20 protein-coding genes and 2 tRNA genes are annotated in these 26,204 nt (G+C 46.4%); 12 read left to right on the top strand and 10 right to left on the bottom strand.

The genetic code is table 11. The features are described 5' to 3' along the window. Positions 1-29: 29 nt before the first annotated feature. Entirely contained in the window at positions 30-230 is a 201-nt protein-coding gene (locus tag B5F91_RS04550) for a type II toxin-antitoxin system HicB family antitoxin (RefSeq protein WP_087427947.1), read from the bottom strand. Between the two features lie 136 nt (positions 231-366). On the opposite strand from B5F91_RS04550, the gene B5F91_RS04545 reads away from it, so the two are divergent. Next, entirely contained in the window at positions 367-1,020 is a 654-nt protein-coding gene (locus B5F91_RS04545; protein WP_087427925.1) for an HAD family hydrolase, read from the top strand. A gap of 131 nt (positions 1,021-1,151) precedes the next feature. On the opposite strand, the gene pfkA is transcribed toward B5F91_RS04545, so the two are convergent. After that, positions 1,152-2,132, bottom strand: a complete 981-nt coding sequence (gene pfkA, locus B5F91_RS04540; RefSeq protein WP_087427924.1) for a 6-phosphofructokinase — start codon at positions 2,130-2,132, stop codon at positions 1,152-1,154. Positions 2,133-2,457: 325 nt separating this feature from the next. On the opposite strand from pfkA, the gene B5F91_RS04535 reads away from it, so the two are divergent. Then, on the top strand, positions 2,458-3,078 hold the full coding sequence (locus B5F91_RS04535) for a sugar O-acetyltransferase (protein WP_087427923.1): 621 nt from the start codon (positions 2,458-2,460) through the stop codon (positions 3,076-3,078). Further along, the gene (locus tag B5F91_RS04530; RefSeq protein ID WP_087427922.1) at positions 3,075-3,410 is read left to right on the top strand and encodes a nitrous oxide-stimulated promoter family protein; all 336 of its coding nucleotides are present in this window, start codon (positions 3,075-3,077) and stop codon (positions 3,408-3,410) included. The genes B5F91_RS04535 and B5F91_RS04530 overlap by 4 nt, the downstream gene beginning before the upstream one ends. A 530-nt stretch (positions 3,411-3,940) precedes the next feature. Here B5F91_RS04530 and B5F91_RS04525 read toward each other — a convergent pair. The 4 genes from B5F91_RS04525 to B5F91_RS04510 form a co-directional block, all read right to left on the bottom strand. Beyond that, positions 3,941-4,807: an MBL fold metallo-hydrolase gene (locus B5F91_RS04525; RefSeq protein WP_087427921.1), complete on the bottom strand. Its 867-nt coding sequence runs from the start codon at positions 4,805-4,807 to the stop codon at positions 3,941-3,943. A gap of 239 nt (positions 4,808-5,046) precedes the next feature. Further along, positions 5,047-5,655: a response regulator transcription factor gene (locus tag B5F91_RS04520; RefSeq protein ID WP_087427920.1), complete on the bottom strand. Its 609-nt coding sequence runs from the start codon at positions 5,653-5,655 to the stop codon at positions 5,047-5,049. Beyond that, positions 5,652-6,365, bottom strand: a complete 714-nt coding sequence (locus B5F91_RS04515; RefSeq protein WP_239416241.1) for a hemerythrin domain-containing protein — start codon at positions 6,363-6,365, stop codon at positions 5,652-5,654. Before B5F91_RS04515 ends, B5F91_RS04520 begins: the two co-directional genes overlap by 4 nt. A 70-nt stretch (positions 6,366-6,435) precedes the next feature. Then, a complete protein-coding gene (locus tag B5F91_RS04510) occupies positions 6,436-7,821 on the bottom strand; it encodes a threonine/serine exporter family protein (protein ID WP_087427918.1) in 1,386 nt (461 codons plus the stop codon). Positions 7,822-8,043: 222 nt separating this feature from the next. Here B5F91_RS04510 and B5F91_RS04505 point away from each other — a divergent pair, with 222 nt between their 5' ends. From B5F91_RS04505 to B5F91_RS04495, 3 genes are read left to right on the top strand one after another with little or no spacing between them, the layout of a single operon-like run. Continuing rightward, a complete protein-coding gene (locus B5F91_RS04505) occupies positions 8,044-9,240 on the top strand; it encodes an efflux RND transporter periplasmic adaptor subunit (RefSeq protein ID WP_087427917.1) in 1,197 nt (398 codons plus the stop codon). A gap of 27 nt (positions 9,241-9,267) precedes the next feature. Continuing rightward, a complete protein-coding gene (locus tag B5F91_RS04500; RefSeq protein WP_087427916.1) occupies positions 9,268-12,384 on the top strand; it encodes a multidrug efflux RND transporter permease subunit in 3,117 nt (1,038 codons plus the stop codon). Then, positions 12,381-13,766, top strand: a complete 1,386-nt coding sequence (locus B5F91_RS04495) for a TolC family protein (protein WP_087427915.1) — start codon at positions 12,381-12,383, stop codon at positions 13,764-13,766. The genes B5F91_RS04500 and B5F91_RS04495 overlap by 4 nt, the downstream gene beginning before the upstream one ends. A gap of 91 nt (positions 13,767-13,857) precedes the next feature. On the opposite strand, the gene B5F91_RS04490 is transcribed toward B5F91_RS04495, so the two are convergent. From B5F91_RS04490 to B5F91_RS04480, 3 genes are all read right to left on the bottom strand, one after another. Beyond that, complete coding sequence (locus B5F91_RS04490) at positions 13,858-16,047, bottom strand: glutamine synthetase III (RefSeq protein ID WP_087427914.1); 2,190 nt, start codon at positions 16,045-16,047, stop codon at positions 13,858-13,860. Between the two features lie 530 nt (positions 16,048-16,577). Continuing rightward, positions 16,578-16,654, bottom strand: a tRNA-Met gene (locus B5F91_RS04485). A 52-nt stretch (positions 16,655-16,706) separates the two neighbouring features. Then, positions 16,707-16,780: transfer RNA gene (locus tag B5F91_RS04480), tRNA-Met, on the bottom strand. A gap of 343 nt (positions 16,781-17,123) precedes the next feature. Between B5F91_RS04480 and B5F91_RS04475 the strand changes: the two genes are divergently transcribed. The 5 genes from B5F91_RS04475 to B5F91_RS04455 all read left to right on the top strand — a co-directional run bounded on the left by B5F91_RS04475 (position 17,124) and on the right by B5F91_RS04455 (position 22,697). Next, positions 17,124-17,504, top strand: a complete 381-nt coding sequence (locus B5F91_RS04475) for an START-like domain-containing protein (protein WP_087427913.1) — start codon at positions 17,124-17,126, stop codon at positions 17,502-17,504. A gap of 78 nt (positions 17,505-17,582) precedes the next feature. After that, positions 17,583-19,490, top strand: a complete 1,908-nt coding sequence (locus tag B5F91_RS04470) for an LptF/LptG family permease (protein ID WP_087427912.1) — start codon at positions 17,583-17,585, stop codon at positions 19,488-19,490. 4 nt (positions 19,491-19,494) lie between these two features. Beyond that, on the top strand, positions 19,495-20,709 hold the full coding sequence (locus B5F91_RS04465) for a bifunctional 3,4-dihydroxy-2-butanone-4-phosphate synthase/GTP cyclohydrolase II (protein ID WP_087427911.1): 1,215 nt from the start codon (positions 19,495-19,497) through the stop codon (positions 20,707-20,709). Positions 20,710-20,728: 19 nt separating this feature from the next. Further along, positions 20,729-21,433 carry a Bax inhibitor-1/YccA family protein gene (locus B5F91_RS04460; RefSeq protein ID WP_087427910.1) on the top strand — a complete coding sequence of 235 codons (705 nt, stop codon included), beginning with the start codon at positions 20,729-20,731 and terminating at the stop codon, positions 21,431-21,433. Between the two features lie 70 nt (positions 21,434-21,503). Further along, complete coding sequence (locus B5F91_RS04455) at positions 21,504-22,697, top strand: pyridoxal phosphate-dependent aminotransferase (RefSeq protein ID WP_087427909.1); 1,194 nt, start codon at positions 21,504-21,506, stop codon at positions 22,695-22,697. 204 nt (positions 22,698-22,901) lie between these two features. Here B5F91_RS04455 and B5F91_RS04450 read toward each other — a convergent pair whose 3' ends face one another. Then, positions 22,902-25,115, bottom strand: a complete 2,214-nt coding sequence (locus tag B5F91_RS04450; protein ID WP_087427908.1) for an alpha-galactosidase — start codon at positions 25,113-25,115, stop codon at positions 22,902-22,904. A 173-nt stretch (positions 25,116-25,288) separates the two neighbouring features. On the opposite strand from B5F91_RS04450, the gene B5F91_RS04445 reads away from it, so the two are divergent. Continuing rightward, complete coding sequence (locus B5F91_RS04445) at positions 25,289-26,086, top strand: M48 family metallopeptidase (protein ID WP_087427907.1); 798 nt, start codon at positions 25,289-25,291, stop codon at positions 26,084-26,086. Positions 26,087-26,204: the final 118 nt, after the last annotated feature.

Here is a 26,204-nt window from a genome sequence, read left to right as displayed (position 1 = left end):
ATTATGCAACATAATGCAAGAAAATTTTCTCAACTGGCGTCATCTATCCTATACAATAAGGCTATTTCATTGAAATATTCTTCAGCCACATCCTGAAGATTCGCCAAAGCGTCATCTTCTGTCTCCCCGTAAGCACAACACTGTTCATAACCAGACAAATAAGCATAATACCCGCCGTCAGCAGTACACTCTAACACATAATTTTCTGAAAAAGGAATCGTTACATTCATATCTTTTATGTTTTTAAGACTTCCCAAAAGTCCGCATTCCATGTTACAACATAATGTATAACGTATTACTTTTCTGTAAATAAATCGAATATAAAATCGTATCTTTGCAAACGTAAATACAAACTTGACACACAAAATGAAAAAACTGGTTATATTCGATTTAGACGGAACCCTCATCAACACCATCGCCGACCTTGCCGGAGCCACCAACTATGCGCTCAAGGCTTGCGGATATCCCCTGCACGATACCGATGCCTACCGCTTCTTCGTAGGAAACGGAATCAACAAACTATTCGAACGCGCCTTGCCCGAAAGCGAACGAAGCGAAGAAAACATCCGGAAGATACGCTCGCTTTTCATACCTTATTATAATATGCACAACGCCGACCTGAGCCGCCCTTATCCGGGAATCACCCATGTGCTCGAATCCCTTCAAGCCGAAGGCGTATCGCTTGCCGTAGCCTCGAACAAGTATCAGGAAGCCACCGAAAAGCTTATCAAGCACTATTTCCCGCAAATCGGTTTCATCCGCATCTTCGGACAACGGGAGAACGTACCCGTCAAACCCGCTCCCGACGTAGTGTTTGAAATCATGCAAGCCGCAGGGGCACAACCCGAAGAAACCGCTTACATCGGAGATTCAGGCGTAGACATGCAGACGGGCATCAATGCCAAAGTGGAAACCATCGGCGCCGCCTGGGGATTCCGCCCGCGCACCGAGCTAGAAGCCTACCATCCGGCATTCATCGCCGATACACCCGAAGCATTGCTGGATTACCTTATTGGATGAAATAAAAACGCAGAGACGCAAAAACGCAAAGATTTTATTTATTTACAATTTACTATTTGACATAAAATCGTATTTTGCAAACCGGAAAATAGTAAAACTCTGCACCTTTGCGTCTCTGCGTTTTGATTATATCAAATCGAAAGCTCATCGAGCACCTGAATCAGCGACTTGTCGAGCGGTTTGTCTTTCTTAATGGCTTCACTGAAAGGCACATACACCACCTTATCATTGCGGATGCCAATCATCACGTTCCGCTGGTCCTCGAGCAACGCCTCGATGGCGCCCACTCCCAAGCGGCTTGCCAAGATACGGTCGTACGCACTCGGAGAACCGCCCCGTTGCAAATGCCCTAAGATGGTGACACGCACGTCGTATTGGGGGTATTCCTTCTTCACACGCTCAGCGTAATGCATCGCCCCTCCGTCCTTCGGCGACTCGGACACAATCACTATACTGCTGTTCTTCGACTTGCGGAAGCCACGCCCGATGAATTGCTCTAACTGGTCTACGTCGGTTTGGTCTTCGGGAATGATAGCCGCCTCTGCACCCGAAGCTATCGCGCTGTTCTGAGCCAAGAACCCGGCATCGCGCCCCATCACTTCCACGAAGAAAATACGGTCGTGCGAAGTGGCGGTATCACGTATCTTGTCCACACATTCCACAATGGTGTTCAACGCCGTATCATAGCCGATGGTCGAGTCCGTCCCGTACAGGTCATTGTCAATCGTGCCCGGCAAACCGATGCAAGGCACGTTAAATTCCTGGGCAAAAGTAAGCGCGCCCGTGAGCGAGCCGTTCCCGCCGATAATCACTAACGCATCGATACCTGCCGCCACCATATTATCATACGCCACCTTGCGCCCTTCCGGCGTCATGAAGTCCTTCGAACGGGCAGTTTTCAATATCGTACCCCCGCGCTGAATGATGCTGCTCACGTCCTGCGTAGTAAGGTCCTTGATTTCATTCCGGATTAATCCCTCATAACCGCGATAGATTCCCTTCACGGAATAGCCATGGAAAATGGCACTCCGAGTCACCGCACGGATAGCGGCGTTCATCCCCGAAGCATCGCCGCCCGATGTCAGGATTCCGATACACTTAATCTGTTTCATACGTCTTATCTTTAGTTAGTTAAATCTTATGCGCCCTCTTGGGAAACGCACCCCAAAAGTAAGACATTCACGGCGAAACGTGTAATCCGTAAGTATAAAATATATAAAATGCCGTAATTTTTCCCCCTCTGCCCAAGCGCATCTTTGAGCCTTCCGTAATTTTCGTTATCTTCGCCTGACAAATTATTTCAATCAAACGCAGAGGCGCAAAAGCGCAAAGATTTACTATTTTTCGATTTACGAAGTACGATTTTATGTCAAATAGTAAATTGTAAACAAATAAAAATCTCCGCGCTTTTGCGCCTCCACGTTCAAATTTATTTTTATGAAAACCGAAAAAGAAAAGATGCTGGCGGGCGAACTTTACGACCCCGCCGACCCGGAACTTGCCGGAATACGCGCTAAAGCCCACAAGCTCTCACAAGACTATAACGCCACGTATGACACCGACGAGGAAAAACGCCAACGGATTATCGACGAGCTTCTTCCACACCATGCGGACGGATGCTACCTGCAAGGGCCGATATACTTCGACTATGGCGCGTTCACGAAAACGGGCAAGAACTTCTATGCCAATTTCAACCTGACCGTACTCGACTCGTGTCCTGTAACGATAGGCGACAACGTCTATTTCGGACCCAATTGCACCCTTGCTACCCCCGTACATCCCCTCGTAGCGGATGAGCGGCGTATGTTTTCCGATGCGGAAGGCAAGATGCACGACCGGGAATACGCCCGTCCCATCACCATCGGGAACGACTGCTGGATAGCGAGCAACGTAGTCATCTGCGGAGGCGTGACCATAGGCGACCGTGTGGTGATAGGCGCCGGAAGCGTAGTCACCCGCGACATCCCTTCGGACACGTTAGCTGCTGGAAACCCGTGCCGTCCCCTGCGCCCCATTACAGAGAAAGACCGAATCATCCATCACGCCCAAGAACAATGAGCCGCTCACGAATCGAACAAGAAAAGCGTGTCGTAGCGCAAATGATTGCCCTCTATTGCCGGCACAAAGAAGGCAACGGCACGCTTTGCCCCCATTGCAAAGCCCTGTTAGAGTATGCTCACGCACGCCTTTCGCATTGCCGGTACGGCGAAGGGAAACCCACCTGCAAGCAATGCCCCGTCCATTGCTACAGCCCCCGTATGCGCGAACAGATACGTACCGTCATGCGCTACGCCGGTCCTCGTATGTTGCTCTATCACCCTTGGTCTGCCCTGAAGCACCTTTTAATTGAAAATAGAAAATTGAGAATTGAAAAGGATAATTTAGAGTAAACAAATAATGCATTAATAATGAAACTTTGATTTCAAACCCGATTCAAATTCTACTCAAACTGTACATGCGGACATAAAAAAAGGAGTACCGCTGTACTCCAACCTTTGTTAACCTTAAATCTAATACTATGAAAAACACATTGCAAAGGTAATTATTTATTTTATTCCTGCAATAGAAACATTCCTAAAAGCCATGTATTATAACTCTTTTTAAGAACACACTCTATAAATATACACTTTTTAATAAAAGAAATTCAATCTAAACACCAAAGATGCTTCACTTTAATCTGCAATATCAGAAGTTACATAAATGATTCTCCACAACCTATCGCCACTTTCGCTTTTTCTTTTTTCTATATTTTTGCCTCATATAAGCATACCAAAATGCATACGGCTTCGATGGCTTTCGAAGCCGTATGCATCAGCCAACGAAGCAGGCTTCATCAGCCATCGAACCCTGCTTCGTTTATTTATCTACATAACCGCGGTTTTTACAAGCAACTATACCACACACGTTACACTCCTTTTTTCTAAAAGTCGAAAGGCGGAGCCATAAATGCAGGAGCTGGAAGATGCATACCTGCCAATGTCAATCCGTTTTCTTTAGCATATTGCAAAAATTGCGTACGCGACTGGATTGCTTCTTCTTGATTCATGTCAAAAGACGCACAAATCTCAGGATGCCTCAATTGGAGCGCAGCACCATGAATCAAATCACCTATAATCAAGAGCTTGCCTGCTTGATAAACTGTATGTCCCGGAGTATGCCCCACCGCCTTCAAGGCAACCACTTTACCCGGAAGCGTATCACCGAACTCAAAGAAATGCAAACGATTCTTGTATGCCTCCGCCAATTTCTCCACTTCGGCTTTCTTATCGGCATCCATCGCCATCCAACCATCGTATTCGGCTTTCGAAGCATATACCTCGGCATTTGCAAATACAGCACTATCGCCATTCAGCATTCCCCCGATATGGTCGTGATGAAAATGGGTAAGATACACGTATTTCACATCTTCCGGAGCAACGCCTATCGAATCAAGCCCTGCTAACAAATGACCTGCGGTTCCTCCATATCCCGCATCAAACAACACTTGTATGCCATTGGTCTCCACCCAAAACGTACTGACGGAAGAAGGTATTCCGGCTTCCAGCGAAAGGCTTTTAATCAAGCTATCCGAAGCCGAAGCGAACAAAGAAGCGGGCATTAATTTATCTTCCGCATTGTCTTTCAACCAAGTCACTCTTACTTCTTCCACCTGACGGGTCTGCACGATACCCACTTCGGAAGAATCGTTTGACGCTTGTCCCGAATCTTGCTTGGACGCATTGCCTCCACAACTTCCAAGCATCCACGCGCCAGCCAAAACCAACCATGCGTAATTCCATTTTCCCATTGCTTTCCATATAATCAGATTGTTTTTTAAAATGTATCTTCCCTATAGCAAAAACAAAGATAATCATTCTTTTTGAAAAAACAAACAGGCATAAAGCGCGTGCTCCCCACGAATCACTTCGCAGGGAGCACCCAACTAATAACTAACTTTTTACTTTTGTGGTTTACGTAATTTCTATGACTAACGCTGCAAAGATAGCGGGTTTCTTCTTTCCGCACAATACCTATATGTAGGTATTATTATAACTTCATCTTCACTTCGCTCAACTCTACCAATTTATTCACTATGGCATAAATGGTCAGACCGGCGGCAGAATGAATCTGCAACTTGCGCGTTATGTTCCGGCGATGCGTAATCACCGTATGTACTGAGATGTACAGCTTTTCGGCTATTTCCTTGTTGGTCATGCCCCTCACTACACAACAGATTATTTCTTTTTCACGCTGGCTCAAAGCGTCCTGATCGGCATCCTCGTCTTCCGAGAAGTTCATCAAGACCGCAATCTTTTTCTCCAACGATTCGATGTCATCGTAAAGGCTTATCGTATCGTCATATCCTTTCAAACGGTTGGCATCCACAAAGGCACAGAGCAATGCCACGACTTTTATTTCCGCTTGCGGATAATGCTCACGCCAAGCGTCCACTTCAAACCAACCTTCGAATTGCGGGTTTATTATCAAAATATGCAGGCTATGCGCCTCCATGCAATGCTGTAGCCCTTCTTTCGAGGTAATCTCCACCGTCTGAATATCTAAATCGGGCAACCGCTTCAAGACCGAAACCAGACCGCTCCGCACGATGATCGAAGTTTCGGCTATGGCTACCGATATAACTTCCTGTGATTTCATTTTACCTCCTTTTCCAGCTCCATAATGGCAGGAACGAACAAGTAATCTTCCACCCTGTTGTGTGATGCCAAATCTTCCTCACAACTGAATATATCGAATAGCGTTGCGTTCAGCAATTGATTATCACCCGTTGCGGGATAATATTTAATGATGATGTTCTTCAGTTCGGTCAGTTTGATATTTATCTGATCGTGATGACGGGCAAAGACCCCGATGCTATAGCCTTCGGGCTTCTCTCCTTTCAGGAGGGCACGCACGTAGGTAAAGACTTTCTCGTTCTCGTATTCCATGTGCTTCCTCACCTCTCCCACATAATCATCGAAGAACTGAAGAATCAGGTAAGCCACTTTGTCGGCTAACGAAAAATCAATAGCTTCCATCAACTTCTTCCGGATACCGGGAAGCTGGAAATCAAGGAAATAAGAATGTGCCCGTTGCAAATAGTCCATCAATGCCGGAACCGAAAGCCCCGTAATATGGTCTTGCATCCGGTTGTTTTCCTCAATCAGAAAATTGACTACAATCAGAAAGGTGGAACAGTCCACATGATTCATATCGCAAACCTCTTGGACCGACTTATCGCCGAAACCCAAGGGGACGCCAAACCGGCTTAAAACCTGAAGCAAGGCATAATTGTCGCAAATCAAGTCGCTCATCTTGTCGGTCGGCCTATATGATTTAGGTTTACACATAGCAAAAAATGAATTCATATTATTTCTGTTTGCAAAGTAAAACAATCCGTTCCATACGGGCAATCCCCATTTGTAGGTAATTTTTCGTTTACCATTCTACAAACTTGCCTCTTGCGCGGCGTTCTTCCAGCAATTCGGCAAGATGTTTGTTTTTAGAAGAAGCGATGTATTTACGTCCGAAGATGTTCGGGATAGCTACACCTACCGATATACACAAAATAATAAGCCCTGAATTGACTCCGCTTTCGATGGCTTTCATCAACGGCGTCACCCCGTCGGGATTCTGTACGTTCATATTAATGATGCCGAAAAGCATACGATACATTAAAACCCCCGGAATCATCGGAATGACCGAAGGAATGGTAAGCACGTGATTGGGCACGTGGAACCAATGAACCGCCTTTACCGCTATCAGGCTTACCAAAAGCGCACCAGAGAACGAACCTACCACCAATCCCATATCCAAACCGATGTTGTCCGTGCTCGGACCTAAATTCACAAAATTACGAGTACATACCGCCAAGATACCTCCTATCGCTACCACCCATAACAAACGGCGCTGGATGTTGAATATCATCGAGAAGCCCATTGCCGAGATAGCGGCGGCAAGCGCATATTCCCAATAAGAATGGTGAGGCACCATGCTAATGGTCGGGAAAAAGTTTTCAATAGCACACAATTTCACGGCAAAAGCGATGCCGAATGCCATTGCACCCATCATAATCATGGTATTCGCCGCCCGCACGATACCTACCTGAATATAATTGTCGAGCATATCATCCACAAAATTTATCAAAGGAACTCCAGGCACGATAAACAAGGCACAAGCCAGCAAAGGATGCCAAGGAGTATCAGTCCACGAATCGGGAAGAAAAGTAGTCGCCCATGCAACCATTGTAGCCACAAACGCCGAAATGGCAATGCCCATATATCCGTTCAGCCCCGACTCATTGCACTTCTGGCGGAGCCGCATGCCGATGATAGCCGCAATCGAGGCATACAAGAACGCCATCCAATCGCATCCGAACTGCACACAGAATCCGCCGCACGCGAATCCGGCACCGACAGCCGTCTGCAACGGTGTATAATTCCGCTTCTTCGCACGGATTTTCTCAAGCTCCTCCTCATACTGGTCGAGCGTATAGTCGTTTTCTATCGCCCGCCATGAAAGCTTGCTTATCTCGGATATGGCACTCATGTTTACGCCATGCCCGTTGATGCGCTGGAACTTCGTGAACGAGAAGTTCTCATCGCTCACATTCACCATCAGCATGGTAAAGCTGATGTTGATATGGAGCTTTTCCTCAGGGATGCCCAAATAAGCGGCTGTCCGCTTCATGTTCCGCATAATGCGGTTGGTATCTGCCAAACTTTCCACCAAGACCTTACCCGTACGGAGCAAAAGGTCAACCCGACGATGCAACATCTGATCGTGGGCTTTTACAGTTGTCTCTAAATGTTGCTCTAATTCCATTTTGCCTAAATTTAGTTTCAGGGCGCAAAGGTACAAAAATATCTGCACCTGCCGGGAAACAATTGTGGATAAAATCCACGGCATGCGCTAAAAATTCCTCAATTCATAAAACATAAGAAAGGATTTAGGCTTCTGATTCTCAATATTAAAAAAATTATCGTACCTTTGGCACAAGTATTGCTTGCATCTTTACGGCATCTAAACTCATAAATTATTAATTGTATGAAACGCTTTTTGACCAAAAAAGATTTGAAACTGAAGAAGAGACAGACCATTTATACCGTCATCGGCATCGCCGTCATCCTTGCGGTCTACTGGTTTGTGACACGGGAAAAAGAAACTGAACCTGAAGCGCCAATCGTAAGTGTAACCCCTGCACAGCAACAGGATGTGGAAATTTACGGCGAATATGTAGGGCGAATCCGTGCCCAGCAATTTGTAGAGGTACGCGCACGCGTGGAAGGTTTCCTTGAACAGATGTTATTCGCTGAAGGTACACACGTCAAGAAAAACCAAGTGCTTTTCGTAATCAATCAAGACCAGTACCGCGCCAAAGTGGACAAAGCAAGTGCCCAACTGAAGAAAGACGAAGCACAGGCGCGGAAAACCGAACGTGACTTGGAACGTATCCGCCCACTTTATGAACAAAACGCAGCCAGCCAACTCGATCTGGACAACGCCATTGCCGCATACGAAACGGCTGTAGCCAGCGTAGGCATGAGCCAAGCCGATCTGGACCAAGCCGAACAAGAATTGGGTTATACTGTTGTACGTTCGCCTATCGCAGGTCAAATCAGCGAACGGCATGTCGATCTCGGTACATTGGTCGGCACTTCTGGAAAATCCTTGCTTGCCACTATCGTAAAGAGCGACACCGTATTGATTGACTTCAGCATGACCGCTCTCGATTACCTGAAAAGCAAAGAGCGCAACATCATCATCGGGCAAAAAGACTCCACCCGCTCTTGGCAACCCACGGTCACCATCACCCTGCCGGACAACAGCGTTTATCCTTATAAGGGGCTGGTAGACTTCGCCGAACCGCAAGTAGACCCGAAGACCGGAACATTCTCGGTACGTGCCGAAATGAATAACCCTGAACACGTCTTACTTCCGGGTCAATTCACCAAAGTAAAACTCTTGCTTGAAGTACGCGAAAACGCTACGGTCATTCCTCAAAAGGCATTGATTATAGAAAAAGGAGGAGCCTACATCTTCGTCATGCGAAAAGACTCTACCGCCGAGAAGCGCTTCATTGAATTGGGGCCTGAGTTCGGAAACAACGTAGTGGTGGAACGCGGTTTGATTCCGGGTGAAATCATTGTAGACGAAGGCTACCACAAGCTGACTCCCGGCATCAAGATGCGTGTAGGAGAAGCTCCGAAAGAAGAAAAAGAAGAGAATGAAGAGGAAGAATAAACCGATAAATTTCAAAACAAGACATCCATGAAAGTGAGTTTCTTTATCGATCGGCCTGTATTCTCGATCGTTATTTCTATATTGATAGTCATCATCGGGCTTATCGGGCTTACGATGCTGCCCATCGACCAATATCCGCAAATCACCCCTCCGGTAGTGAAAATCAGCGCATCCTATCCAGGAGCAAGCGCACTCACGGTTTCGCAAGCCGTGGCTACCCCTATCGAGCAAGAATTGAACGGTACGCCGGGTATGTTATACATGGAATCGAACAGTTCCAATTCGGGAGGATTCTCGGCTACAGTCACCTTCGACATCTCGACTAATCCCGACCTGGCTGCGGTAGAAATCCAGAACCGCATCAAACTGGCGGAATCACGCTTGCCCGCCGAAGTGGTGCAAAACGGTATCGAAATCGAAAAGCAAGCCGCCAGCCAGCTGATGACCATCTGCCTGACCTCAAGTGACCCGAAATTCGATGAAATTTACTTGAGTAACTTCGCTACGCTGAACGTGCTCGACTTGCTCCGCCGTATTCCGGGTGTAGGGCGCGTATCGAACATCGGAAGCCGGTATTATGCCATGCAGATTTGGGTAGACCCAGCCAAGCTGGCTAATTTCGGATTGACCGTACAAGACGTGCAAAACGCATTGAAAGACCAAAACCGAGAATCGGCAGCAGGTGTATTGGGGCAACAACCCGTAACCGGACTTGATGTCACTATCCCGATTACGGCACAAGGACGTTTGTCGAGCGTATCCCAGTTCGAAGAAATCGTCTTGCGTGCCAATCCCGACGGTTCGCTTATCCGTATGCGTGACGTTGCCCGTGTATCACTCGAAGCGCAATCATACAATACAGAGAGTGGCATCAACGGAGGAAATGCAGCCGTATTGGGCGTATACATGCTTCCGGGAGCCAACGCAATGGAAGTGGCAGAGCGTGTAAAAGCCACCATGGACGAAATCAGCCGAAACTTCCCGGACGGAATGAAATATGAAATTCCGTTCGATATGACCACTTACATCTCCGAATCTATCCATGAAGTGTATAAGACCCTATTCGAAGCCTTGTTTTTGGTGATTGTGGTGGTATTCTTTTCGTTGCAAAACTGGCGTGCCACGCTTATCCCGACCATCGCCGTACCGATTTCGTTAATCGGTACCTTCGGCTTCATGCTTATCTTCGGGTTTTCGTTAAACATTCTTACCCTCTTAGGACTGGTGCTTGCCATCGGTCTGGTAGTAGACGATGCGATTGTAGTCGTAGAAAACGTAGAACGCATTATGGAAGAAGAACACCTAAGCCCGTATGAAGCGACAAAGAAAGCCATGGACGGACTGACCGGAGCTTTGATTGCCACTTCCATGGTGCTGGCAGCCGTATTCGTGCCGGTAAGTTTCTTGTCGGGCATTACAGGGCAATTATACCGCCAGTTCAGTATCACCATTGCCGTATCGGTTTTGCTCTCTACTGTGGTGGCATTAACCTTGAGCCCGGTGATGTGCTCCTTGATTCTGCGCCCGCATGACCCTAATAAACCTAAAAACCGTGTATTCCGCACCATTAATAAATGGCTGGAAATAGGCAATCGCGGCTATGTATCTGGAATCATAAAAATCACAAAGCGTTCTAAACGCACCCTTGTCGGATTCAGCATAGTCATCATATTCATCTTCTTGTTTCATCGCCTAATTCCCACCAGCTTCCTTCCCACCGAAGACCAGGGATATTTTACCGTCGAACTGGAAATGCCGGAAGGGACTACGCTGGAACGCACACGCATCGTGACCAACCGAGCCATTGATTACCTAATGAAGAATCCGGCTGTAGAATACGTACAAAACGTAACCGGCACCAGCCCACGCGTGGGTACCAGCCAAGCCCGAAGTTCGCTTACCGTGATCCTGAAAGGCTGGAAAGAACGCGACAATACCACCATTGAAGAAATCATGGCAGACGTGCAACGGGAATTTAAAGAATACCCGGAATGTAAAGTTTATCTTTCCACACCGCCCGTTATTCCGGGGTTAGGAACATCGGGAGGTTTTGAAATGCAGCTGGAAGCACGTGGCGACGCAACCTACGATAATCTGGTCCAAGCCGCCGACACCTTGATGTATTATGCATCACAACGGAAAGAACTGGCGGGGCTTTCGTCTTCCCTACAAGCCGAAATTCCGCAACTTTATTTCGATGTAGACCGTGACAAAGTGAAGTTCTCAGGCGTGCCAATGGCAGACGTATTCGCCACGATGAAAGCTTATACCGGCTCGGTTTATGTGAACGACTTCAATATGTTCAACCGTATTTACCGTGTCTATATTCAGGCAGAAGCACCGTATCGTGAACACCGGGACAACATCAACCTCTTCTTTGTCAGAGGAAATGATGGCAACATGATTCCGCTGACCGCTTTGGGCAATACCGAATATACGACCGGTCCCGGAAGTATCAAACGTTTCAACATGTTCAATACCGCCATTATCCGAGGCACCGCAGCACATGGATACAGCTCGGGACAAGCCATGGAACTGATTGAGCAAATAGCCCGTGAACATCTTCCGGACAACATCGGCGTGGAATGGAGCGGACTTTCTTATCAAGAGAAACAAGCCGGAGGACAAACCGGAATGATTCTGACACTGGTATTCTTGTTCGTCTTCCTCTTCCTAGCTGCCTTGTACGAAAGCTGGAGTGTGCCTATTGCGGTATTGCTCTCCTTGCCTGTAGCTGCATTAGGAGCCTATATAGGCGTGGCAATATGCGGACTGGAGAACGATACATATTTCCAAATCGGACTTGTGATGCTGGTCGGACTTGCCGCAAAGAACGCCATTCTGATTGTGGAATTCGCTAAAGACGAAGTGGAATCCGGAAAGAGCGTAATCCAGGCAGCCCTTCATGCAGCCCACTTGCGTTTCCGCCCCATTCTGATGACCTCGCTTGCCTTCATTTTGGGTATGCTTCCGCTGGTCCTCGCTTCCGGTCCGGGTTCAGCCAGCCGGCAAGCCATCGGCACGGGTGTCTTCTTTGGTATGATTGTAGCCGTAACGGTAGGAATTTTCCTCGTCCCGTTCTTCTTCGTTATGATTTATACAACAACAAACAAACTGAAAAAAACAAAAGTCAGGAAAGTATGAAACGAATCGATAAACTCTTTTGCCTGTTTATTTGGAGCGTCCTCATAGTAAGCACTACAGGATGCCAAATAGGCAAACATTATACCCGCCCCGAACTGAACTTGCCCAAAACACTGGACAGCCTCAGCGTAGACACCGTTTCCATTGGCGATTATGCATGGGAAACCTTGTACACAGATACTACGCTTCAGATGCTTATCAGAAAGACTTTGACCTATAACAAAGACATGCTGATTGCAGCTGCAAGAGTACAGGAAATGGCAGCGCGGAAACGCATCGACATCGGCAATATGTTGCCTCAAATCGGACTGCGCGTATATGCCGAACGGGAAAGAGAAAACTATGGAGGCAATGACTACAAACAAGACGATGAATTCGACCTGAAAGGCACCATGAGCTGGGAAATAGACTTGTGGGGCAAGCTCCGCTGGGCAAGAGACAAAAGCGTAGCGGACTTCTTGGGGTCCGTAGAAAACCAGCGTGCGGTAAAAATGAGCTTGATTGCCGAAGTGGCGCAAACTTATTTCGAACTGGTCGCTCTAGACAATGAATTGGCTATTGTCCGCCAAACCGTAGACGCCCGACGCGAAAGCCTCCACTTGGCACGCATCCGCTACGAAGGAGGATTGACCTCGGAAACCGCTTTCCGGCAAGCGCAAGTGGAATTGGCACGAACCGCAACGTTAGTCCCCGACTTGGAACGGCAAATCACATTGAAAGAAAACGATATTGCTTTCCTTACGGGCGATTATCCGCATCATATCAAACGGACGGTTTTGCCCGAAGACGTATTGCTTCCTTTAAGCCTTCCGGTAGGACTGCCTTCCAGCTTGTTAGAACGCCGTCCGGATGTACGCCAGGCAGAACAAGCCTTAATCGCCGCCAATGCCGAAGTGGGCATTGCCTTTACCAGCCTCTTCCCCAGCCTGACTCTCAATGCCAGCTATGGAGGTGAAAGCGACGTGCTTGACGAACTCCTGAAATCACCTTGGCATTTACTCAGTGCCAACCTCTTGCAACCCGTATTCAGCTGGGGGAAAAACCGTGCCCGCCTGAAAGCTCAAAAAGCCGCACTGGAAGGAGCAACCCACGAATACGAAAAAGTGGTGCTGAATGCCTTCCGGGAAGCATACAATGCCATTGCTGACTTCAACAAAAGCAAGGAAATCTACGAAACCCGGCTCCGTTTGGAACAAGCGTCTAAAAGCACACTCGACCTTGCCCAACTGCAATACCTGAACGGAGTTATCGGTTACATGGACTTGCTGGACGCGCAACGTGGATACCTCGATGCGCAAATCGGACTCAGCAACGCCGTCCGCGATAAACAGATAACCATGGTCAACCTGTATAAAGCATTGGGCGGAGGTTGGAAAGAATAATCGCAAGAGCCGGAACTTCCTCACGGAGATTCCGGCTCACTTTCATCAAACAACCAATAAGAAAAAAATAATTAGAGGTAATCTAATGATATTATCTAATGAATAACAGCTCTCTATACTTCGGCAATGTCCACATTTGATCGTCTACAATCAATTCCAATTTATCAATATGATAACGAATTTGTTCCAACATCGGAGCAATCGTATCGTGATATGCTACAGCTTTCTCGCGCTCATCAGATATCTTATTGGCAACCTTACGAGCTTCTACCATTGCGTCAACATGTTCTTTGATATAAGAGGTATGTTCTGAAATCTTCTTGATAATGGCAATGTTTTCAGCAGAAAGTTTTTCAGCCTCTTCTGCTGGAAATAAACTTTTCATCTTATACACATTATCAATCAATTTGCTTTGGTATTCAATAGCAACCGGAACGATATGGTTCATCACTAAGTCACCTAATACACGTGCTTCGATTTGGATTTTCTTTGTATAAGTTTCCCACTTCACCTCGTTACGAGCCTCTAATTCTTTCTGTGTCATTACCCCTTGAGACTCAAACATCTTTACAGAAGAGGATGTCAAATATTGATCAAAAATAACCGGACAACTGGTTTCACAATCCAAGCCACGAGAAGCTGCTTCCTTTTTCCATTCTTCACTATATCCATTTCCGTCAAAACGAATAGGTTTTGAAGCTACAATGTATTCACGGATTACTTGGATAAGAGCAGAAATCTTCGGCTCTCCCTTCTCAATCAATTCATCCACCTTCTGTTTAAATTCAACCAATTGTTCTGCCACCGCCGTATTTAATGCAATCATAGCACTTGCACAATTGGCTTCCGAACCAACAGCACGAAATTCGAAACGGTTTCCTGTAAAAGCAAAAGGCGAAGTACGGTTGCGGTCAGTATTATCTATCAACAATTCCGGAATTTGAGGAATATCCAATTTCATTCCATGTTTTCCGCCCAATGCAATCAAATCATCAGCCGAACTTTCCTCCATGTGATCAAGCACTTTACTCAACTGTGTACCCAAAAACGAAGAAATAATAGCAGGAGGAGCTTCATTTGCTCCCAAACGATGAGCATTGGTCGCACTCATAATCGAAGCTTTCAACAATCCATTATGTCGATAAACTGCCATCAACGTATTGACTATAAACGTAATAAAACGCAAATTTTCTTCAGAAGTCTTTCCTGGAGCCATTAGCAACACACCCGTATCTGTTCCCAACGACCAGTTATTATGCTTACCCGAACCGTTAACGCCTTTAAATGGCTTTTCATGAAGCAAAACACGAAAACCATGCGTACGTGCCACCTTTCGCATTAGAGACATAATCAGCATATTATGGTCTACGGCAAGATTGCATTCCTCAAAAATAGGAGCCAATTCAAACTGATTCGGCGCCACTTCATTATGACGGGTTTTAACTGGAATACCCAACTCCAACGCCTGAATTTCCAGATCTTTCATAAAAGCAGCAACACGAGTTGGAATAGCACCGAAATAATGGTCTTCCAACTGTTGGTTTTTCGAAGCTTCATGTCCCATCAGTGTACGCCCAGTCAACAATAAGTCCGGACGGGCAGCATACAATCCTTCATCCACCAAAAAATATTCTTGCTCCCAACCTAAATAAGCTGATACCTTCTTCACATTCGGATCGAAATAATGACAAACATCTACCGCCGCCTTGTTTACAGCACGCAAAGCCTTCAGTAACGGAGCTTTATAATCCAATGATTCTCCTGTATAAGCAATAAAAACTGTAGGAATACACAAAGTATCATCTACCACAAACACTGGGGATGAAGGATCCCACGCACTATAGCCCCGTGCTTCAAACGTATTGCGGATTCCACCGTTCGGAAACGAAGATGCATCCGGTTCCTGCTGTACCAGCAACTTTCCCGAAAACTCTTCCATCATCCCTCCTTTTCCGTCGTGTTCTACGAAAGCATCGTGTTTCTCCGCCGTTCCTTCCGTCAATGGCTGAAACCAGTGAGTGTAATGCGTCACCCCCAATTCGCTTGCCCAACGCTTCATGCCTTCTGCTACAGCATCAGCCACGCTCCGGTCAAGCACAGCACCATTATCCATTGCATCCACCAACTTCTCATACACCTTACTAGGTAAATACTTAAACATCTTTTCCCGATTGAATACATATTTTCCAAAATATTCGCACGGACGTTCCTTCGGAGCAGGAACTTCAAAAGGTTTCGCCTGAAACGCCTTTTCTACAACCCTAAAACGTAATGTTGACATAATACCTTAAATTTAGTTGTTAGTTTACTTTTCATACTACATTTTACACACTTTGAAATAAAACAAACAGATATAAAATCTTTTTGCTTTCATTTTTGTTGCAAATATAGCATCTATCAATCAAAATCACCCATTATGCAAAACAAATATCATTTCAATGTATAAGAATTTTCAATCTAACGCAAAATCATATAAAAACATACTAATTTAACAATATATACATACATATATCATCATTTTGTAATTATGCAAAATACACAAATACAAGAACAGAGATTATAAACCACCCTGACTATTATCAGGCAACTACGGATGTTTACAACACCGCACTACCAACAAAAAAAACGGTCATTTAACGAATATATATAATAAGGTATGAAACGAATCCACAACTGATATCGCAATACGATTACTAATCGTACTTCGTATGAAGATATGAATCTGTAGTGAAGAATAAAGACAAAAAAAGAAGAACTAAAATGAAAGCTTTGTTCATTCTTAGTTCTTCATGCTATATACATTCTCTCTCTTGGTAGCGGGACCCGGGATTGAACCGGGGACCTCATGATTATGAATCATGCGCTCTAACCAGCTGAGCTATCCCGCCAAGAAGAAACCGCCAGATGTGGAAGCCACCCAACGGCTCTATTTGTCCGTAGTAGCGGGACCCGGGATTGAACCGGGGACCTCATGATTATGAATCATGCGCTCTAACCAGCTGAGCTATCCCGCCTTTTTGGCGATTGCGGGTGCAAAGGTAAGTTGTTTTTTTGAATTACGCAATACCTTTGCCGATTTTCTTCAAAAAATTATCTTCATCGGCTTATACTATAAAATAAACGCAGAGACGCAAAAGCGCAGAGATTTACTATTTTTCGATTTACGAAGTACGATTTTATATCAAATAGTAAATTGTAAATAGTCAAATTGTAAATAAATTAAATTTTGCACTTTTGCGCCTTTGCATTCGATAAAATATAAAAAGAGAAAAAAACCAAGCGAATCGTTATGCAGTGTACGAAAAATTACTTTAATTTGCGCCCCATAAAAATTAATAACCGGAAACCTGAATATCCATGAAAAAGAAAATACATATCGAATATACTTTACCGCCTGCCTCAAGCACAATCCTTTGGAATGCTATCAGTACGCCATCGGGGCTGGAACATTGGTTTGCCGACAAAGTTTCGAGACGCGAAAAGACATTTACTTTCCGCTGGGGCAAGACCGAAACACGCGATGCAGAGATTATCAACCTTCGTACCGAATCGTTTATCCGATTCCATTGGAGCGATGAAGAACCCCGCACGTATTTCGAATTGAAAATCCATTACAACGAGCTGACGAGCGACCTCTCGCTGGAAGTGACCGACTTTGCCGATGCCGGAGAAGAAGAGGATGCAATCAACTTATGGGACTCGCAAATAGAAACACTGAAACGGGCATGCGGCTTATAATTCTTTAAAAATATGCAAAACATCGTGCTCCGCATCGTTTTTTATGCTACTTTTGCAAGCTGACAACATTTAAGAAGAATGCTACGCATAAAAAAACTGGATATATTCGTATTGAAGAGCTTCTTGTTGCTCTTTGCGGGAACTTTCTTTATCTGCCTTTTCATCTTCATGATGCAATTCTTGTGGAGATACGTTGACGAGCTGGTAGGAAAGGGACTGGAGATAAACGTACTTGCCCAATTCTTTTTCTATTCGGGCTTGACATTAATTCCACTTTCGCTTCCGCTTGCCATTCTGCTGGCAGCCCTTATGACTTTTGGAAACTTCGGAGAGCGGTATGAACTGCTTTCCATGAAAGCCGCAGGCATTCCCTTGCTCCGTATCATGCGCCCGGTGGTGCTGTTTTGCGCTTTCCTGGGTGCCATGTCTTTCTTTTTCCAAAACGAAATCGGACCTCGCGCGCAAAAGCAACTTTGGACTCTGCTGGTCTCGATGAAGCAGAAATCGCCCGAAGTGGACATCCCCGAAGGCGTGTTCTATAGCGACATTGACGGATACAACATCTACGTAAAACACAAAGACCGCAAAACAGGCATGCTGAAAGACGTGCTGATTTACAATTTCTCGGACGGTTTTGAGAACGCGCATATCATTTGGGCGGAAGAAGGGAAACTGGAACTGACCGCCGACAAGCAACACTTGTATCTGCACCTATATAACGGAGAACAATTCGAGAACTTAAAATCCCAATCGGTTATCTCGCGCAACGTGCCCTACCGGCGTGAATCATTTAAAGAAAAACATACGCTCATCCAGTTCGATTCGGGATTCAACATGGTAGACGGGGACTTCCTCGACCGCCGCTCGGACATCAAGAATATGCGCGAAATATCCCAAGCTATCGATTCGCTGGAAATACGTGCGGATAGCGTAGGACGCGCTTATTTCAACGATGTTATCAGTACGACTTATAAATCGCCGGTACTTACACGAGCAGATTCTACCAAACTAGAGAAGTTAAATGTCGCTTACATCAACACCGACAGCATCTACAACTCAATGACGTCACAAGAAAAGATGCAGACCCTGAGCAAAACGGAAAACCGTGTATCCTCATTAGCGTCCGAATGTGACATGAAAAGCTTCATGAGCAAGGAAATGGACAACAGCATCCGTACACACCGCTCGGACTGGCACAAGAAAATTACACTTTCGCTTGCCTGCCTCATTTTCTTCTTTATCGGCGCACCGCTGGGAGCCATTATCCGTAAAGGCGGGCTGGGTATGCCGGTGGTAATATCCGTATTGATATTCGTGGTCTACTACATCATCGATTCAGGCGCGACCCGTGTAGGGAAGAGCGGCGAAATGAATATCGTATTAGGTACGTGGATGAGTACATTGGTCTTGGCTCCGCTGGGCGCGTTTTTCACCTACAAATCGAACAAAGATTCGGTGGTATTCAACATTGACACGTATGCTGCTTTCTTCCGGAAAGTATTCGGCATCCGCCTGTCCAGACACATGTTCAAAAAAGAAGTGATTATCCATACGCCTGAATACCGGAAAGATATTGAGATACTGAAACATATCAGCGTAGAATGTGAAGAATACCTGCACACACACCGCTTAAAAGGCTTACCCAACTATATCGAGATCTTCACCAGTAACAAACACGATGATACCATAGCCGATATCAGCAAGCAAATGGAAACGGTAATCGAAGAACTTTCGAATACGAAAGACCACGTTCTGCTAAACATTATGAACAATTACCCGATTCTATGGGTTAAATCACATAAAAGCCCGTTCGATAACCGGTGGCTTAATGTGTTGCTCGGCATCGTAATACCTGCCGGATTACTGGTATATCTGAACATCTGGCGTTTCCGGTTGCGCTTGGAAAAAGACCTGAAAGTTATTATAAAAACGAACGAACAAATCGTACAACAAATAAAAGACCAACACTATTATTCACAACAATAACACTATGGACAAGATAAAGCTGAATACCATAGAGGAAGCCATCGAGGACTTCCGCAAAGGCGAGTTTGTTATCGTTGTAGACGATGAAGACCGCGAGAATGAAGGCGACCTGATTATAGCCGCCGAGCTGATTACGCCCGAAAAAGTGAACTTTATGCTGAAACACGCGCGTGGAGTACTCTGCGCACCGATTACCATTTCACGGTGCAAGGAACTGGACTTGCCCCATCAGGTGACAAATAACACCTCGGTGCTGGGCACCCCGTTTACGGTGACCATCGATAAATTAGAAGGATGCTCTACGGGCGTATCTGCCGCCGACCGTGCAGCCACCATCCGTGCCCTTGCCGATCCGGCTTCGACTCCCGAAACATTCGGACGCCCCGGACACATCAACCCGCTCTACGCGCAAGACAAAGGCGTGCTCCGCCGTGCCGGACATACCGAAGCCAGCATCGACCTTGCCAAACTTGCCGGACTTTATCCCGCCGCAGCCCTGATGGAAGTGATGAACGAAGACGGCACCATGGCACGCCTTCCCGAATTGCGCCAAATGGCAGACCAATACGGATTCAAGCTTATCTCCATAGCCGAACTCATCGCCTACCGCCTGAAGCAGGAATCATTAGTAGAACGGGGCGTAGAAGTGGATATGCCTACCGAATACGGGCATTTCCGCCTGATTCCTTTCCGCCAGAAGAGCAACGGGCTGGAACACGTGGCATTAATAAAAGGAGAGTTCGAACCGGACGAACCGGTATTAGTGCGCGTACATTCATCGTGCGCCACGGGCGACATCTTCGGCTCCATGCGGTGCGATTGCGGAGAGCAGCTTCATAAAGCCATGCAAATGATAGAAAAAGAAGGCAAAGGAGCCGTTATCTACCTCATCCAAGAAGGACGCGGCATCGGGCTGATGGAAAAGATGAAAGCCTACAAGCTTCAGGAAGAAGGCATGGACACCGTAGACGCCAACATCTGCTTAGGACACCAAGCCGACGAGCGCGACTATGGCGTGGGCGCGCAAATCCTGCGCGAGATAGGCATCCACAAGATGCGCCTCCTCACCAACAACCCCGTGAAACGCGTAGGGCTGGAAGCCTACGGGCTGGAAATCGTGGAGAACGTACCTATCGAAGTGACTCCCAATCCGTACAACGAACGTTACCTGCATACGAAGAAAGACCGCATGGGGCATACGTTGCATTTTAGAAATTGAAAATTAAGAGTTAAAAATTATGGACACAAACGATTTAGTAAAAGCATACGCGTCTAAAGCAAAGACCGTACAAGCGACATTGATGCGCAATGTCTACTCATGGATGACATTGGCGCTGGTTATCACCGGACTGACGGCTATGTATGTAGCAAAATCATACACGCTGCTCTCGATGATTGTGCAAAACCAAATGCTCTTCTGGGGGCTTCTGATTGCTGAAGTGGGATTGGTGATTTACCTTTCCGCACGCATCCATCGGATAGCGTTCAGCACCGCTACCCTGCTCTTCATCGCCTACTCTATCTTGAACGGAGTCACCCTCTCGTTCATCTTCATGGTCTATACCGCAAGCTCCATCGCCACTACATTCTTTGTGACGGCAGGCACCTTCGGCGTTATGGCACTCTATGGCTATGTGACGAAGCGCGACCTGACCCGCATCGGGAACATCTGCATCATGGCACTGATCGGGCTTATCATCGCCTCGCTGGTCAACCTCTTCCTGCATAATTCGATGATGGACCTTATCATTTCGGGCATCGGTGTGCTGATTTTTACAGGGCTGACCGCATACGATTCGCAAAAAATCAAGCAATTGCTTACGGGCGATATCGAAGTAAACGACACTACGCAAAAGATTGCATTGATGGGCGCCATGACGCTCTACCTCGACTTTATCAATCTTTTCTTGTATCTGCTCCGCTTCTTAGGTGACAGAAAGTAAGAAATGTTTTTATATGTCGAAAATTTTGCTTTACTTTGCACCGATTTTGAACTAAAAACAAAAGAAGAATATGAACCAACTTTCAGAACGTTTAAACAGTTTGTCACCCTCGGCTACGCTGGCTATGTCTCAAAAGAGCAGCGAACTCAAGGCTCAGGGCGTAGATGTAATCAACATGAGTGTCGGCGAACCCGACTTCAATACTCCCGACCATATCAAGGAAGCCGCTAAAAAAGCGATTGACGAAAACTATTCACGCTATTCGCCCGTGGCAGGTTATCCCGCATTGCGTAATGCCATTGTAGAAAAACTGAAAAAAGAAAACGGACTGGAATATACAGCAGCCCAAATCAGTTGTGCCAACGGTGCCAAGCAATCGGTATGCAACACGATTATGGCTTTGGTAAACAAAGGAGATGAAGTCATCGTACCCGCCCCTTATTGGGTAAGCTATCCCGAAATGGTGAAATTGGCAGAAGGCACTCCGGTGATTGTACGTGCGGGCATCGAACAAGACTTTAAGATTACTCCCGAACAATTGGAAGCGGCTATCACACCCAAGACCCGTGCCCTGATTCTTTGCTCGCCCTCGAACCCGACCGGCTCGGTATATAGCAAAGAAGAATTAGCTGGACTGGCTTCGGTATTGGCTAAGCACGAACGTGTCATCACCATCGCCGATGAAATCTACGAACACATCAACTACATCGGCAAGCATGAAAGCATCGCCCAGTTCGGCGAAATCAGAGACCGTGTGGTTATTGTCAACGGCGTATCGAAAGCGTATGCCATGACGGGCTGGCGTATCGGATTTATCGCCGCTCCCGAATGGATTGTGAAAGGTGTCAACAAACTTCAGGGACAATATACTTCTGGTCCGTGCTCGGTATCACAGAAAGCAGCCGAAGCCGCTTACACTGGCACACAGGCTCCGGTAGAAGAAATGCGTCAAGCATTCGAACGCCGTCGTGATTTGATTGTGAAACTGGCAAAAGAAATACCCGGATTCGAAGTAAACGTTCCGGAAGGTGCTTTCTACCTCTTCCCGAAATGCGATTCGTTCTTCGGTAAGAAAGACGGTGACCGTGTTATCAACAATGCGGAAGATTTGGCGATGTATCTGCTTGAGGTAGGCCATGTAGCCTGCGTAGGTGGTACTTCATTCGGCGCGCCTGAATGTATCCGTATGAGCTACGCTACTTCTGACGAGAACATTGTAGAAGCTATGCGTCGTATCAAAGAAACTTTGGCACGGCTGAAATAAATATAGAAGAGAAGACAAAGTTCACAGAGTCAGTGTTTTTCTCCGTGGGCTTTGTCTTCTCTAAAAATTAAAGTTCTGTGCCTTTGTGTCTCTGTGTTCAATTTCATTTTTCGCAAACCAATTTTGTTTTACTATAAATGAAGAATTAAGAATGAAGAATCCCATGCGGACAGGGCAATTCTTCATTCTAAATTCTTTATTAGTTTATTCCGCTTCAAGATACAGCACCCGGCTGGCATAATCATTCAGCTTGTGATAGTCCACCTTATGCGTGTAAGGGATTTCCAAACCGTTCTCCATCAGGAACTTGCCCGAATACGATTTCCCTTCGAAGGGGAGAGGTTCGTTATCGATGCGGTTCAACTCCTTGATGCGGTACATCTTCGTTGGGTCAAGACCTGCCATGCATACACGGGGTAAATGCTGGTTTACAAACGTTTCCATCTTCCACCAATAGAATACCGCCTTCTCTTTTTCGGGTGAAGCGTACATCAGAGAAGCCACGCCCAAACGGTCATATGGAGAAAGCAAACGGTAAATATCACCGAATTGCACCACGGGACGAATCACCTTGTAATCGGCTATCGCCTTGCGGCAAAGCTCCTTCTCTTCATCGGTCATGTTCTTGGGCTGGATTTCCATACCGAGACGCCCGCTCATCGCAACATCGATACGATACTTGAGCGGAATGGTACGGAAAGTCTGGTGATTGGGTGCGGCACTAATATGGGATGCCATAGCAATAGCCGGGAAGAAATACGAAGTACCCCATTGCATGTAAATGCGTTGGAGGGCATCGGTGTTATCGCTCACCCAAAATTCATCAAACCAAGGCAAATATCCCCAGTTGGCACGCCCTCCTCCGCTGGCACAAGCCTGAATGGTCAAGTCTGGATATTTGGCACGGATACGGTCGCACACCTTCTCGAAACCACGATGATACTCTATGTACATCTGGCTCTGGTTCTCTTCGGTCAGGTAATTCGAACCGTGGTTCATAATCGCCATATTGGCATCCCATTTGATATACTCGATTTCGGGATGCTTGGTCATCAGATTATCCACCACGCCGAACACAAAATCCTGCACTTCCGGATTCGCCAAGTCAAGCACCACCTGCGTTCCTCCACGTCCTAAAACCGGGTCACGTTGGGGAGCTTTCAGAATCCATTCAGGATGCTTCTCGTACAGTTCGCTCAGGGTATTCGACATTTCCGGTTCTATCCAAATACCGAAACCTACATGATGCTTTTTCGCATCGCGAATCAGTCCTTCAATGCCTTCGGGCAATTTACGGGTATCTACCACCCAGTCGCCCAACGAAGAACTATCATTCTTACGCGGATATTTATCTCCGAACCATCCGTCATCCATCACGAACAATTCGCCTCCCATCGACTCGATATCCGCCATCATCTGTTCCATACCTTGCTGGTTGATATCGAAATAAACGCCTTCCCAGCTATTCAGCAAGATTTTGCGGGGCACATTGCCATGCGCCAACTTATACGTGCGCCCCCACCGGTGGAAGTTCCGGCTGGCTCCGCTTAATCCCTCATCCGAGTAAGTCAAGGCAAGTACCGGAGTGGTAAAGGTTTCTCCCTTTTCCAACTGATATTGGGAATTTTCTTCGTTGATGCCTGCAAAGAATTGATGATAATCGCTATCATCGGTATCAACGCGGAGTTTGTAATTTCCTGTATAGCAAAGTGCCGCACCGATAGTCCGTCCTTCGTTCTCTTGCGGACGCCCGTCGAGCGAGAACATCACTTCGGCATGTGCCGTATGCGAATTGCGTACACCGTCCTTGTTTTTAATGATTTTCATTCCCGGCTCTAAAGGCTCTTGAACTAATCTACCTTCATTCGCCCACGAACCATAGAGGCTGGAAAGCCATACATTGCCCCTGCGGATAGGCAGGTAAGCCGAAGCAAACTGGTTGAGCACAACGGGTTTCTTTTCTTCATTCGTGATTTCAGTCCAAGTCTCAATGATGTCTACATCCTGGTAAGCCCGATAGCATACGTCCACATAAAACGGATAGACCTTGTCTTTCAATCGCACCGTGACTTCTTGAGTATTATCAGCTTTCGTAGTAGCCACGCTTTCTACCACCATTTGAGTAGACATATTCCCATCGGCATGACGTACCGAGAGAGCTACTTCGGCGGGAGTATTCATCCCATACACCGGATAAGCGGCATGATTGCACGTGCGCACCGCATCGATTTGGCTCAAGTCCGCATCGTCTAATTTCGCACCATAATATACATACTTCAATTCTCCACCTTGTGGCGCATCAATCACCAACGAGGTTTCGGGAGTAGAAAGGCACACGGGTTGCCCTTGTGCCCACACGCCGGAAGCGAGAAGAGCCGCTCCAGCCAACAAAAAGGTTCTTGCTTTCCTGTTTTTCATGATAATTTGTTTTAAATGATACAGTTGCAAAAATAGGCATATTCCAGTAATATAAATGATACTGTTTTATCTTTTTTGCTACATTCCTATCACATTTCCACCACAGATTACACAGATTATTTAAAAAAGATTTATATCTTTGCTTTCATCATAATAAATCTCATACAACGATTATGAAACGCCTACATTTAACCTTCATTCTGCTTGCCTCACTCTTTTTAGCAAGCTGCTCTACCGTCCCGCTTACCGGACGGAAACAAATGCTTTTGGTATCGGATAGCGAAGTGCTTTCTTCCAGTCTGACCCAATATAACGACTACATCAAGTCGGCTAAGAAATCGACCAATGCCACACAAACCGCTATGGTAGTGCGTGTTGGGAAAAAGATTGCATCCGCTACGGAAACCTATCTACGTGCGAACGGCATGGCATCGGAAATCAAGAACTTCGCATGGGAATTCAATCTGGTGCAAGACCCGCAAGTGAATGCCTTCTGTATGCCGGGCGGAAAGATTGTAGTTTATGAAGGATTAATGAAACTGGTCTCTTCCGATGACGAATTAGCGGTAGTGGTAGGACACGAAGTGGCACATGCCGTAGCAAAGCATAGCAACGAACGTCTGAGCCAACAGGTAATGGCACAATACGGTGCAAATATCCTCAATTCGCTGGTAAGCGATAAGAGTGCCGCGGTACAGAAAGTAGCAGGTACGGTATATGGCATCGGTGCCCAATACGGCATGATGCTCCCTTTCTCACGCAAACACGAATCGGAAGCCGACTATATGGGATTAGTATTCATGACCATGGCGGGCTATAATCCCGATGTAGCCGTAGGCTTCTGGCAAAAGATGTCGGCTGGAAGCGGAGGCTCTGTACCTGAATTTATGAGCACACACCCCAGTGATGCCACCCGCATCGCCGATATCCGGAAAGAATTGCCGGGCATCAAAGCAAAATATAGCAAATGATTTTTATATGAAACGCAGAGACGCAAAAACGCAAAGTTTTATATTAGAGAAAGCAAAGCTTGCAAAGCACAAATCTGAAAAACCTGTGCTCTTTGCCTTCTTTAAAAGATAACTTTGC

The organism is Bacteroides sp. An322 (assembly GCF_002161765.1).
Taxonomy (GTDB): Bacteria; Bacteroidota; Bacteroidia; order Bacteroidales; family Bacteroidaceae; genus Phocaeicola; species Phocaeicola merdavium.
Note: the sequence above shows the minus strand (reverse complement) of the source record. Positions and strands in the feature narration are given on the sequence as shown.

Bases quoted from the DNA above. Each gene is read 5' to 3' on its own strand.
- B5F91_RS04550 (WP_087427947.1), bottom strand. From the start codon at position 230: ATGAATGTAACGATTCCTTTTTCAGAAAATTATGTGTTAGAGTGTACT.
- B5F91_RS04545 (WP_087427925.1), top strand. From the start codon at position 367: ATGAAAAAACTGGTTATATTCGATTTAGACGGAACCCTCATCAACACC.
- pfkA (WP_087427924.1), bottom strand. From the start codon at position 2,132: ATGAAACAGATTAAGTGTATCGGAATCCTGACATCGGGCGGCGATGCT.
- B5F91_RS04535 (WP_087427923.1), top strand. From the start codon at position 2,458: ATGAAAACCGAAAAAGAAAAGATGCTGGCGGGCGAACTTTACGACCCC.
- B5F91_RS04530 (WP_087427922.1), top strand. From the start codon at position 3,075: ATGAGCCGCTCACGAATCGAACAAGAAAAGCGTGTCGTAGCGCAAATG.
- B5F91_RS04525 (WP_087427921.1), bottom strand. From the start codon at position 4,807: ATGGGAAAATGGAATTACGCATGGTTGGTTTTGGCTGGCGCGTGGATG.
- B5F91_RS04520 (WP_087427920.1), bottom strand. From the start codon at position 5,655: ATGAAATCACAGGAAGTTATATCGGTAGCCATAGCCGAAACTTCGATC.
- B5F91_RS04515 (WP_239416241.1), bottom strand. From the start codon at position 6,365: ATGAATTCATTTTTTGCTATGTGTAAACCTAAATCATATAGGCCGACC.
- B5F91_RS04510 (WP_087427918.1), bottom strand. From the start codon at position 7,821: ATGGAATTAGAGCAACATTTAGAGACAACTGTAAAAGCCCACGATCAG.
- B5F91_RS04505 (WP_087427917.1), top strand. From the start codon at position 8,044: ATGAAACGCTTTTTGACCAAAAAAGATTTGAAACTGAAGAAGAGACAG.
- B5F91_RS04500 (WP_087427916.1), top strand. From the start codon at position 9,268: ATGAAAGTGAGTTTCTTTATCGATCGGCCTGTATTCTCGATCGTTATT.
- B5F91_RS04495 (WP_087427915.1), top strand. From the start codon at position 12,381: ATGAAACGAATCGATAAACTCTTTTGCCTGTTTATTTGGAGCGTCCTC.
- B5F91_RS04490 (WP_087427914.1), bottom strand. From the start codon at position 16,047: ATGTCAACATTACGTTTTAGGGTTGTAGAAAAGGCGTTTCAGGCGAAA.
- B5F91_RS04475 (WP_087427913.1), top strand. From the start codon at position 17,124: ATGAAAAAGAAAATACATATCGAATATACTTTACCGCCTGCCTCAAGC.
- B5F91_RS04470 (WP_087427912.1), top strand. From the start codon at position 17,583: ATGCTACGCATAAAAAAACTGGATATATTCGTATTGAAGAGCTTCTTG.
- B5F91_RS04465 (WP_087427911.1), top strand. From the start codon at position 19,495: ATGGACAAGATAAAGCTGAATACCATAGAGGAAGCCATCGAGGACTTC.
- B5F91_RS04460 (WP_087427910.1), top strand. From the start codon at position 20,729: ATGGACACAAACGATTTAGTAAAAGCATACGCGTCTAAAGCAAAGACC.
- B5F91_RS04455 (WP_087427909.1), top strand. From the start codon at position 21,504: ATGAACCAACTTTCAGAACGTTTAAACAGTTTGTCACCCTCGGCTACG.
- B5F91_RS04450 (WP_087427908.1), bottom strand. From the start codon at position 25,115: ATGAAAAACAGGAAAGCAAGAACCTTTTTGTTGGCTGGAGCGGCTCTT.
- B5F91_RS04445 (WP_087427907.1), top strand. From the start codon at position 25,289: ATGAAACGCCTACATTTAACCTTCATTCTGCTTGCCTCACTCTTTTTA.